Source organism: Ancylomarina longa (assembly GCF_003996985.1).
Lineage (GTDB): Bacteria > Bacteroidota > Bacteroidia > Bacteroidales > Marinifilaceae > Ancylomarina_A > Ancylomarina_A longa.
The window spans coordinates 66,116-77,718 of the sequence record NZ_RJJX01000018.1 but is presented as its reverse complement, the minus strand read 5'-3'; the positions used below and the strand labels follow the sequence as shown (position 1 = coordinate 77,718).

At 34.8% G+C, this 11,603-nt stretch carries 8 protein-coding genes; 1 reads left to right on the top strand and 7 read right to left on the bottom strand.

Features of this window, described 5'->3' with window-relative positions:
- A complete protein-coding gene (locus DLK05_RS12390; RefSeq protein ID WP_127344320.1) occupies nt 1–1,449 on the top strand; it encodes an IS1182 family transposase in 1,449 nt (482 codons plus the stop codon).
- A 1,521-nt stretch (nt 1,450–2,970) separates the two neighbouring features.
- Here DLK05_RS12390 and DLK05_RS12385 read toward each other — a convergent pair.
- From DLK05_RS12385 to DLK05_RS12355, 7 genes are all read right to left on the bottom strand, one after another.
- On the bottom strand, nt 2,971–5,922 hold the full coding sequence (locus DLK05_RS12385; protein ID WP_127344319.1) for a collagen binding domain-containing protein: 2,952 nt from the start codon (nt 5,920–5,922) through the stop codon (nt 2,971–2,973).
- Between the two features lie 296 nt (nt 5,923–6,218).
- Entirely contained in the window at nt 6,219–6,701 is a 483-nt protein-coding gene (locus DLK05_RS12380; protein ID WP_127344318.1) for a hypothetical protein, read from the bottom strand.
- 78 nt (nt 6,702–6,779) lie between these two features.
- Complete coding sequence (locus DLK05_RS12375) at nt 6,780–7,301, bottom strand: hypothetical protein (RefSeq protein ID WP_127344317.1); 522 nt, start codon at nt 7,299–7,301, stop codon at nt 6,780–6,782.
- 78 nt (nt 7,302–7,379) lie between these two features.
- Nucleotides 7,380–7,883 carry a hypothetical protein gene (locus DLK05_RS12370; RefSeq protein WP_127344316.1) on the bottom strand — a complete coding sequence of 168 codons (504 nt, stop codon included), beginning with the start codon at nt 7,881–7,883 and terminating at the stop codon, nt 7,380–7,382.
- A gap of 326 nt (nt 7,884–8,209) precedes the next feature.
- The gene (locus tag DLK05_RS12365) at nt 8,210–9,382 is read right to left on the bottom strand and encodes a toxin-antitoxin system YwqK family antitoxin (protein ID WP_127344315.1); all 1,173 of its coding nucleotides are present in this window, start codon (nt 9,380–9,382) and stop codon (nt 8,210–8,212) included.
- Nucleotides 9,383–9,385: 3 nt separating this feature from the next.
- Nucleotides 9,386–10,198 (bottom strand): fimbrial biogenesis chaperone, encoded by an 813-nt coding sequence (locus tag DLK05_RS12360; RefSeq protein WP_127344314.1) that lies wholly within the window; start codon nt 10,196–10,198, stop codon nt 9,386–9,388.
- A gap of 305 nt (nt 10,199–10,503) precedes the next feature.
- A complete protein-coding gene (locus DLK05_RS12355; protein ID WP_127344313.1) occupies nt 10,504–11,256 on the bottom strand; it encodes a LuxR C-terminal-related transcriptional regulator in 753 nt (250 codons plus the stop codon).
- Between the last annotated feature and the right edge of the window lie 347 nt (nt 11,257–11,603).

The following is an 11,603-nucleotide window of genomic DNA, read 5'->3' as shown; positions in this document are numbered from 1 at the left end:
ATGCTCGTTCAACAACAAACATTAGGCTTAAGCCCATATACAGATCTCTACGATTTAATTATTCCCAAAGACAATATTTTACGACGACTTAATGAACTGATTGATTTTAGTTTTATTTATCATGAACTGTCAGAGAAATATTGTCATGATAATGGTCGTAATGCAGAGCACCCTATCAAGATGTTTAAATACCTCTTATTAAAATGTATTTATAACGTATCGGATGTTGATGTGGTTGATCGCTCAAGGGTGGACATGTCATTTAAGTACTTTCTTAATATGTCCCCCGAGTCAGATGTTATTAATCCGAGTTCACTCACTAAGTTTCGAAAGTTACGATTAAAGGACACAGATTTACTCAATTTATTAATTGGTAAGACAGTTTCAATCGCACTAGAACAAGGCATTATCAAATYGAAATCTATCATTGTAGATGCAACTCATACAAAGTCTAGATCGAACCCCTTATCACCTGTTGAAGTTTTAAAAGAACGCGCAAAACTTCTCAGGAAAACTGTTTATACACAAGATGAAGACTACAAGCATAAGTTTCCTCAAAAGAACGAAGATGATAATCTTGAAAATGAACTCAGATACTGTTTAGACTTAACGAAGATTTTGCTTGAAGATGAATCTATATCCTTAATCCCATCAATCCGAGAAAGAATAAATCTACTCAGCGAAACAATAGAAGACACTCAAGATCATTATACTTTATCGAAAGATAAAGACGCTCGAGTTGGTCATAAATCCGAAGATTCTTCCTTCTTTGGCTTTAAAACACACCTTGCCATTACCGAAGAAAGGCTTATAACTGCTGCAGTTGTAACCTCAGGAGAAAAGGGCGATGGTCCTCAGTTACCTGAACTCATTAAGCAAAGTCAGAAAAACGGGATGGATATCGACACTGTTATTGGTGATGGAGCGTATTCTGGAAAAAATAATCTAAAAAATRCAAAAGAGAATGATATTAAAATAGTAGCAAAACTAAACCCCGCAGTTAGCAAAGGGGCAAGAAAAAAAGAAGATGAGTTTGAGTTTAATAAAGATGCTGGCATGTTTGTTTGTCCTGCGGGACATATGGCAATAAGACGTGCAAAACAGGGGAAGAAAGGAGTTGGTACAAACCAAGCATATTTTTATTATTTCGACATTGATAAATGTAAAACATGTTCGAKTAGAAAGGGGTGTTACAAAGAAGGAGCCAAGAGCAAAACATACTCTGTGAAAATTAATGACTCAGCACATACTGAACAGATAAGATTTCAAGACACTGAATACTTCAGAGAAAAATCTCGTCATCGATACAAGGTCGAAGCTAAAAATGGAGAATTAAAGAACAGACATGGATTTGATAGAGCATCTTCGTACGGACTAGATTGCATGGAAATGCAAGCTGCAATGGCTATTTTTACGGTAAATTTAAAGAGAATCTTGAAATTTATATAGGAAAATAGAATAGACCTTCCCATGTTTTATAAATTGAAAATTTAAGATATAAAAACTCAAATAGCGTCGATTTGAGGCACCAGGAATTTACTTCAAAAAAATAAGGTTGTAGYYGRAAGTATGTGAAATACTCATTCTACAACCTTATATATTTTCACCCCGATGGAAATTTAAAGGGGATTTTCAGTGCCCTCTATTGATATAAGGACCTCTTTGTTTAAAATTTCGTAATTTATAGTGGTAAATGGAAAATTCGCGACGGAATAACGATTTTGTTCAGAGATAGGATTGCAATGCTTTCGTTCGTTTTGCCTTGATGCAAAAAGAATCAAAAAATCAAGAAAAAAATATGCTATCCATACACTCTGGATATTCTTAACGACTTTTCTGGTTAGCAGAAAAGTCTAAATATCCATTCACCCCACCGCCGGACCGCATTTTTTTCAGGCCACCGCACATCCGCACATCAGCAGGCTGCCTCAATTCTTCAGAGCATCTCCAATAAACTGCACATGCGCTAATTCATAGCTGTCATTGTGAGCGTAGCGTGGCAATCTGTCCAAACACTGCTAGACCAAAAAAAGAAATAGCAACGGATTGTCACAGTCACTAGCGTTCCTTCACAATGACAGTCGATTCGGATCGTTGGAGCCGCGGCAATCTTTACGAATACTGCTAAGTTCAAAAACAATTGCAATTAGCTTTGCATTAGTAGAGTCTGAAAGGCTCTAATCCCATAACTAGAGGTATAGCCCCTAGTATTTAGGTGCCACGGTTAATTCAGGCTGAAGACCTGATATATTCCAGCCCTTCAGGCTGATGACTTACAGCTTTGTTTACACTAGGGGCGATGCCCCTAGTTCTAGTATATGAGCCCTTCAGGCTTCAGGATTAGCTGAATTGTGTAATGTTTTAGATGACTGAAAACTACAAGTTGTAAACTTGCTGTAGGTTGAGGATGTTTGTGGCTTACTCGTGAATCATAAAAACGATTAAAATAGTGCTCTTAAAATTCTTGACAGTGCTCTTGGAACGTCAGACAGTGTACTTAAAATTCTTGACAGTGTTCTTGAAATGCCAGACAGTGTACTAAAATCGTCTGACAGTGCATTGAAAATTCTTGGCAGTGCACTTAAAATACATGTTAATGCACTTGGAATGCTTGACAGTGTACTAAAATTTCCTGACAGTATACCCTGAAGCCGAGACAAAGCATTCAAATAACAAAACAGTGCATGCTTTCGCAATGCCAACAAACTGTTCTGGAATCAAATTGTGATGTAATAAATGGAACAGAGCCTTAATGTGGATCGAATTGCTCTGTATTTCCCTGTAATGAGTTGCGCTTATCGAATGGTGGTATTCTTCATCTGCTTGCAGCGTTTTGGCTGTATCCTACGTGTTCCCATCCGAAATTCCCTATTTTTTTCTTCCTGTTTTGATTTGAAGTTTTCAAACTATATTTCTTTCAATACTCATTATATCCCCTACTTGTATCAGTATTTGAAAGGTTGAATTGCGTTAATTAACTGGTTTTTTATGAATACAGACGTAATACAATTTCTTTTTCTCATTGAATAGTAAGATCGCAGGAATATGCTTCGCCCTCAATTCACCTGCAAAATTATTTGCATTCGATAGAAATACAAAGGCACCGTAAACCGAATAATCTTCTGTTTTCTTTAGCTTTGAATTAAAATAATGGAAAGTCCAATAAAACAAATCATTAAGTGGAGCTTGAAGCTTTGCTGGTTTTTGTTTATTTCTGATTATTTTCGGCTTTGTTGGTATAGTGTTTTTGGATACAGCTCGTTTTGTTTTTTTTGTCGCCGTACTCCTATTTTTGTTAAGAGCTTTTTTGGGTTTATTTGGATTTATGGATGAATATTTTTTATTAGTTGGGCGATTATTTGCTCGCTTCATGTTAACACGCCTGCGTTTTTCTACAAATTCGAAATTTACGGTTTCTGATTCTTTATCAGAGAAATCTACTTTTGCAAGATTGTTGTTTACCTTAATTCTACTACCATAGGGATTATGAATATTTACCACATAACTGTCTTTACCAGCAACTGGTAGTTGATAATATCCCGATCTGTTTGTTAAGCAGGAGAAAGTATTACCATGCGTATCGGTTGCACTTACTTTAATATTAGATACTTGACCTACTTTAGCTGACGAAATGGAAGTTTTCTTTAATACCAATTTACCCTGAATTTTATAGGCTTTGATATAAGGAATGAAACAGGTAGTGTCCTTATCTAATTTAATTTGCATTTTACTGCCGCTAAAGTTAAAGTAGCCATCAGTACTTGCGAGCTGATTCACTGCCAAATCATAAGTTCCTTCCGGTAAATTATTGTAGCTAATTTCTCCATCGGACTGAGAAACCAGTTTACTCAATTGAATATTTTTTTCCTCTTTATTGTCTCTATTCTTATTAATGTCAATAAGTGACTTTTCAATTCCTTTTTCCTTTTTATCGTGTAGGCCGTTTTTATTGTCATCGCGGAAGAATACCATTTTCATTTTATGGAATTTTTCTTTCTTTCGTTTCCTTCCAATATTAAAATCTTTGTGCAATGAAATTCTAAAATTGCTATTGAAATCATTGCCGGAGAAGGAAACTTTTCTTTCGCCGTATGCCGAGATGTAAGCGTCTGCCAGTAGAGTCCAGTTATTTTTTAATTTCCAACTAACTTTAGGTCTAATATTGATGCTTTTTCTGTTGTTTACCCAATCTAATTGGTAATCGGCTTGTAAATCAAAAAGCATTTTATCGCGTAACATCTCTTTTCTGTATGTAGGAGATATTCTTAGCTCGTTATAATTAGAGCGTTGCGAAAGACTGCTTGTTTTTTGACTTCCATTAATGTAAGAACAACGCACTCCGAAAGGAGCTATATTTAGGGTGCTTTCCAAGTTGAAATTGGGAGATTTGTTTTTGAATGCTATTTCTTTCCCACTATCGAAACCAGTGTTTTCCTGAAAACGATATCCTGCGACTGCCGAAATAGTATAAGCAATATTATCACCTCGCGACGAAGTTTCCATCCATATGTTGCAAGACTTCGATTCACTATGCAAGCTCGTTTCAGAATTAGTGTACTCCTCTAACCATAAACCTGTTCTGATATTTTGGTTGCAATGAGTTCTAAAATCTAAAGCCGATTTAACTCTGTGATTTTTGATTTCGTAATCAGAAGAGCCTCCAGTTTTGCTTTGGTAGGAATAGTCAATCAACAGCCTGTTTTTTTTGCTTAACCGATATTTAAATGCAGCTTCGAGTTGATTATTTTCCTGATTACCGGTATAAAATCCTTTGGTTTGAAATCGGTTTTTAACATTCATGAAAAGCCGTGGCGTTATTCGACCAAAATAGGACCAGTTGCCCTGAATACCGCTTTGCGTGTATGTGCTATCTTTAAAATAATCACGCTCGATTGCACGTGCATTCAAATTTAGTTTATGATTTTTTGTGATGGGCAAGGAAGCTGATAAAATTCCCGATTTACTTTTTTGTTTTCTCCTACTGTCCTCATTATAACCAGCTGAGGTTTTAATAAGTATTTTATCGATAATTAATTGATTTCCTGCTGCTACCGATGTAATATTATAATCCAGTCCCTGGCTGGCATACAATTCAAATTCACTTTTTTTACTGGTAGAGAATTTCCATTTTGCAAATGCACCATGCGGATTGTAGGCATCTACCAGTAAGTTGGAATAATGCTGCCCAATGCCACCAGAAAAGTTTTTTCCTTCAAAAACCAATTGATAATACGATCTTTCCCAAAATTCAGCCGTATTGCTTAAATCGTAGTTGGTAAAAGAATAAAGTAATTTATTATCGTTTTTAAGTGGCACAATTCCTTTAGTTCTTAATTCATCCTTAATTTCCCGCAATCCGTCTATACTTCTTCTGGAGTATTCGATATAACTTTGGTATTGGCCCTTTAAAGGAGAATAATCGAAAACATTGGTATAGGAGCTTATTCTAATGCTTTTATTTATTTGGTAAATATCGTTGTAGGCTTGTATTTTAATTTTATCACTAAAATTCAATTCCTGATTTTTAAACTTTTGTACTACCTGATAAAAAATGGTGGTATCAACTCCGGGAGATAAGTGTAAGTAAAAATCTTTTTTTCGATTACTATTTGCAGGTTTAAACCCTTCAGGAATTTGAATATTGATATGAATTTTCTCCTTAACATTACCCAAATTAACCAAATGGAAAGAAAATGCTGCACTTGTATTTTTGGTGCCAGAAAAGATCATTTCAGAATCATCTATTTTGAAATTCCAATCTCTTCGTGGCCGGATGTGTACCTCGCAGGATGCTTGTGCAATTTGCTCCTTTAGTTCGGACAGCATTTGTGCTTTAATATTATAGTTGATATCAGAATAAGCTGTTTTGGCTATGGATATTCTAAAAGGGATGTGTTTGGTCTTGCCGGGTTGTAATCGCACTTTTGGGGGTATTCTCGAAAGAAGATTAAACCCTTGGGGAACTATAATTTTTGGTGTTAGGACTAATGTGTGTTCCGAAAAATTTTCCAGTTTTAATACATTAAAATAGAGAGAATCGCTGCTTTGTGTGCTGGTAGATTTTATAAAATTTACCAGAATCTCATTCTTCTGTTGAGCATTCACCTTAGAGCTATAAATGCCGAGTATAAAGATTACCAGTAGGATAGTATGAGTACAGGAACACTTCAATAGTTGGGTGTATTATTATGAAGGATAAAGCTTGTATGCAACTGTTATTAGTTGGTGTCTGGTGTGCATGTAATGTCTACTTTGGTATTATAGTTTCCCCATCGAACCTTTCGAAGAAGGCTGGTATCCAAAGAGAATATTACATCGAATATCACATTGCCAGTTCCAAAAGGCGGATTGTAAGGTAATTGATATAATAAATAACTCGCCTCGGGCGACTGAACATCTCCCGAACCCTGTGCATTACCAATTCGGTAGGAGATGAGGTTTGCATCAATTTTATAGTGATTGCAATACAAGTATCTTTCCTGTGGCCGTACACTTAAAATCCATTTGCAATTACTTTTGACCCTAACGCGTTTGGTATGATGTTGCCATTTTCTATTGTAAGTAAAATGTATGGGACGATCAGGATGATTAACTATTATTTCACAATATTTGCTAACCTGAACTGTAACAGTACCATTAATTTTTTGGCCTCTTGTCACGAATGCCGAGAATAAAAAAAGAATTAAGGCAAAAGTTTTCATGATTATATATTTAGTACAATTCGGTAAAAAAATTACCAGGTTGCTTTGCAACCTGGTAATAGAGAGTTATTAACTAGTTCATGGTGTTACGGCAAATACACTACTTGTTACAGAATAGGTTAAACTAACTTGGTACGAACCATATCGTAACGATCCAAGAGTGCTTATATCTAAATCATACTCTAGAATGAAGGAATCACTCATACTGCCTGATTTTAAATTGCTTGGGTAACTTGTACTCAAGTTGCCAAGAGAAGTGCTACCAACTGATAAGGCTATCTTACTAACAGGAATAACATCCGTAGAACTAGGATCAGTTATATTAGTAAGATTAGCAGCATCAGCATAAACATTAAAATCCCAAGGTACATTTCCAAATATATTTACATTATTAGTATCCCAAGTAGCATTCGTTCCTTGACCCGAAGGATCATATTTGAAATCGACATTAGGATATTCAATGTTAAATTCAAGCCATGCATTTACACCAATTACAACATCTTGTCCAGCAGGTGGTAGCGGATCCGAATTTTGCTGTGCAAAACTAGAAAAAGATATCAGTAAGCCCACAAGAATGGAATATAAGAGTTTTATTTTCATAAAATTAAGTTTTTAATCGTTAAGAAATATTATGATATCATAAATATTTCTGTTTAGTTTTATCTTAATTTATGAATTCTACCAACCACCATCTCTTGTTAAGCTGTAAGTAATGGGAGCAGTATAGGTACCATAAGCAGGATTTCCATAAGCTGAATAATCCATAGCCCAATCAATAGGCATAGCTGTAATGCTGTTAGAGTTAATATATGTGTTTGCATTTCCAAGAGCTATAGCACTAGTAGAATTAATATTTGCTGAAATTGAACCAATAGGAAGTACATCTAAAACGTTTGAAGTTGAAATTAAATTCGAGGCTGTTGTACTCACTTCAAATGTCCAATCAACATTACTATTAATATCCACAGTTGATTGATCCGTAGGAACAATATTACCTGGAGTTCCGGCATCAAAAGTGAAGTTTGGGCTAGCGTCAGCTACAGTAAATGATAAATAAGGATTAACTACCACTGTAGCGGTTCCAGGTACTGTTGCTGGGTTTGTACTTTGCTGAGCAAAAAGACTTGAAGAAATCAACAATACCATTGCTAAACTCATCGTAATTTTCAATAAATTTTTCATTTTGTTAAATTTAAAAGGTTAAAAAATTAAATAATTCTCCTTTTATGCTACCAACGAATGAAAAATTTAGCTGTGCAGAACAGTCTAACTCCAAGGGGAGTGATGGTTGTATGGAATTTTTTATTATTTTTGACTTGTCAGGTCTCCAAACAACCTCCTGTGCTTGCGTGTTCAATTTTTTGTTCCGTTGTTGCAGGGGGGGAGATTTTCCCCTCATTTTTAGTTTGTGAATTCTCTCCTTGAGCCGGGTTTTGTTCTTGTTAATTTTTAGAATCAGCCAGGCAGAAATCCGGAAGTGGAATTCTATTGTAGTTGCAGAAAATACATTATTCTATCAGCTTGCCTTCTTTATACATCGCCAATTTGCTTATTTTTCCTTTTTCATTGTATATGGTGGTTTTGCCGTTCAACTCGCCATGGCTAAAATTGAGGTCCATTCGTTTATTTCCATCCTGGTCGTAAACACTCCATAATCCTTCCTCCCGATCCTGTTTAAATATTCCTTGGCGCATTAGTTTTCCATTATCGTAAAAAAATTGCCATTTCCCTTCTGATAAGCCAGCAATATAATTTCCTTGCTGTTTTACCTGTCCGTTGGGGTAGTTAATAGTCCACACGCCATGGTATTTTCCATTAGTATATCTTCCCTGGGTATAAATAGTACCATCCTTAAAAAAGGTTTTCCAAACGCCACTTCGTTTTCCATTTAAATAGGCGCCACGTTCACGAATCTGTCCTGAAGAATAGTATTCTGTTTGTATGCCAGTAATTACACCCTGTTCGTAATTGCTTAACTGTCTGATATTGTCGTCGGGGTAAAATACCTTGTATTCCCCTTGTAGTTTTTTATTGCGATACTGAAAATCTTTATATACCTGGCCGTTTTCATGAAATCGTTGAAAATGACTATAGTTCTCATCGTCTTTTTTGTATGATACCATCATCGGGTTTCCATTTTTGTAAAACTCTTCCCATTTTCCGTGGGGTTTACTATTGCGATAACTTATTTTTTTCCAGAGTACTCCATCCTCGTAATAGGCAAGGACTTTACCGCTTATTTTACCATTTTGGTAAGGTGTAATTTCTTGTACCTGACCATTTTCGTAATAAGTATTCAATTCTCCGTTGCGTTTATCCTTAATAAAATTCCCTTTCTGATGAATGCTACTGTCAGGATAATAGGTTTCGAAATAGCCGTTTTTTTTATTACTTAAATACTGATACTTTGCTTTGAGCAAGCCGGTTCTGGTATAGTAAGTCCAAATCCCACTTGCTTTCCCTTTTTCATAGTTTCCCTTTTGGGATGTCTTTCCATTTTTATAATAAGCCAGAAAAGCACCTTGTCTTATTTTCTTTCCTTTTTTGGTCTGTACGGATGCTATCCACTCTATATTTCCTTTTTCTTTGTTGTACCAGCTGGTATCATTTAGTACTTTTTGGGAAAAAGACTGGCATGGAATAAAAAACAATAAAAGGCTGATGGGGGCAAGAGCTTTCATAAGTTAATTTTTAGGGCTAATAGTAATTTCCATTTCCATACCTTCCAAATCGTATTCGTCGCCATAATCAACAATGGCAGCCAGAGAATAAGCCCCCGGTTGAATGTCTTTGGGTAATGATAGTTTTATTTCCTTAGAGATTTCGGGGAGCAAATACACATCTTGTGGTGCTATGGTTTGCTCGCTTAGGGTTTCCAAATTCGATAATGTTAGATATACCTTACATTTTGTTAGGATATCACCTTGGTTGGAAATATCAATTGCAAAGTTGCGTAAGGAGTCACTTGTTATATTGGTAGTTTCGTAAAAATTGTCTACGCTTAGTTTTTTGTAATCTAAACCAGGAGGTGTTTGTAGTACTTTTACTGCAATTTGTGGTGTAATAATCAAGCCGGCTCTTACTACGTCTTTATCGGCGGCTTGTCCTGTAAATTCTTTTTCCGAACGGATGATAACCATTCCCCAATGCGTTTTTTCTTCACCATCGGGCACTTTCATGATCACACTCAAATCTATATTTTCATTGGGATTTAACTGTATATAACTAGGCGTTACTGTCATCCAGTTAGCACAGGAACGATCGTAGGTACCTGCACTTGCGTATTTGGTGTTTCCCTTATCGTCGAACGTGTAATCACAAGTACTAATTACAAAGCTTTCCTGCCGGTCGGATGTATTGGTTACGCTAATTTTTTCACTTTTCAGCTCCCCTTTACTTAGTTTAAATTCTATGCTTGCAGGTATCACTTTAAAGCTTTGGGCGAAGCTCGAAAGTGCAAAAAATAAGAGAATAATAATACTTAAGAATCGTTTCATAATTTGGGGCAAAATTTGATTCGTATTTCTTTTAGTCAGTAATAATATTGTAAAATTAGCTTGTAAGTTTTCTAAAGTCAATACCCATAAAGGGTTAAAAATGAAATTAATTTATAAATAATGTACGGAATAATATATTGATGAAATATCAATGAATATAAAGCTTATAGTTGTTTTTCATATAATAAGTTTAAGAGAAAATAAACAACCGAAATAATTGCTTCAATTGGTTTTTAAAACTTCTTTTAATTCTATATAGTAGTTTTTAGAATAATTTTAATAAGTAATAGTATTGAATATTATTATTAGAATATTCCATATTTCCCCGCAATAAATGACAAGCAAGCAGTATTCTTCACCTGTAATTTTTGAATAATATTTTTTCTGTGTTTTTCAGAAGTGTATTTGCTAATATGAAGCTGGTCGGCAATCTTTTTATCGGTAAATCCTTTTACAATTAATTTAAGAATTTGCTTCTCCCGCTTCGATAGGTTGTAAAGTTTTTGAAAATCTTCTTTTGTGTTAATATTGGGAACTATTGTAACAGATTCTTGCATTTCCTGATACTGATTTAAAATTGGTGTTAGATCATATTGCAAGCCAATTTTAATCTTTCCTAATATCTTGTTTTTATTGTCTGCTGCTGATACCAGAACGAATCGGAAATATTTATACTTTCCATTCTTTTGTTTTATTCTCATAATACGACTGATATAAGAATCATCCTCTTTATTACGTAGTTTCTCTTTAAGCTCATTTAGGAACCTAGAATCCTCCTGATGAAATTTTCTGTTGATTAATTCATTAAATGCTGGATGGAAAAAATATTCCTGTTTGAGCTGATTCAATTCCAGAAAATGGTCATTGCTCCATACTATTAATTCTAAGTCCATATCGAAAATAAACATACCGGAACCCGATTCGCTAATCATCGAATCAAATAATGGTTGGGAATTATTCGCATAAAGAGGCAAACCACTTTTTGGACAAATCCCAATACCCAATTCTTCTAAAATCTCATCAAGACACAATTCCTTCTCTTTCATCAATAGATTCATTACTCATCGGTTTAGTAATAATCAAACGCTATTGTAAATTAAGCGTAGTCTTAAAAAAAATGGAATTTAAAGTGAGGAATATAAATAATCCAACAAATGAGGATTGTGGTTGGATTTACTAAAGTAGTATACAGTTAATTAAATGTCAACTTAATAGATGTGCTAATTGATGAGAGTTAGCAATTTATACACGTGTATTTGTTTTTTTCTTGTCAAGTTTTAAAAATGTTATGTGTGTGAAGAGTGAAGATTAGTTTGAAAATGAATATTCTCATTATTTATATTATGCTATTAAGTATCAAAAATTTGAAGAATCACACAGATGAATATTTAAATCTCAGCACGTG

Excerpts from the sequence above, each read along its gene's own strand:
- DLK05_RS12380 (WP_127344318.1), bottom strand. The coding sequence starts at position 6,701 with ATGAAAACTTTTGCCTTAATTCTTTTTTTATTCTCGGCATTCGTGACA.
- DLK05_RS12375 (WP_127344317.1), bottom strand. The coding sequence starts at position 7,301 with ATGAAAATAAAACTCTTATATTCCATTCTTGTGGGCTTACTGATATCT.
- DLK05_RS12370 (WP_127344316.1), bottom strand. The coding sequence starts at position 7,883 with ATGAAAAATTTATTGAAAATTACGATGAGTTTAGCAATGGTATTGTTG.
- DLK05_RS12365 (WP_127344315.1), bottom strand. The coding sequence starts at position 9,382 with ATGAAAGCTCTTGCCCCCATCAGCCTTTTATTGTTTTTTATTCCATGC.
- DLK05_RS12360 (WP_127344314.1), bottom strand. The coding sequence starts at position 10,198 with ATGAAACGATTCTTAAGTATTATTATTCTCTTATTTTTTGCACTTTCG.
- DLK05_RS12355 (WP_127344313.1), bottom strand. The coding sequence starts at position 11,256 with ATGAATCTATTGATGAAAGAGAAGGAATTGTGTCTTGATGAGATTTTA.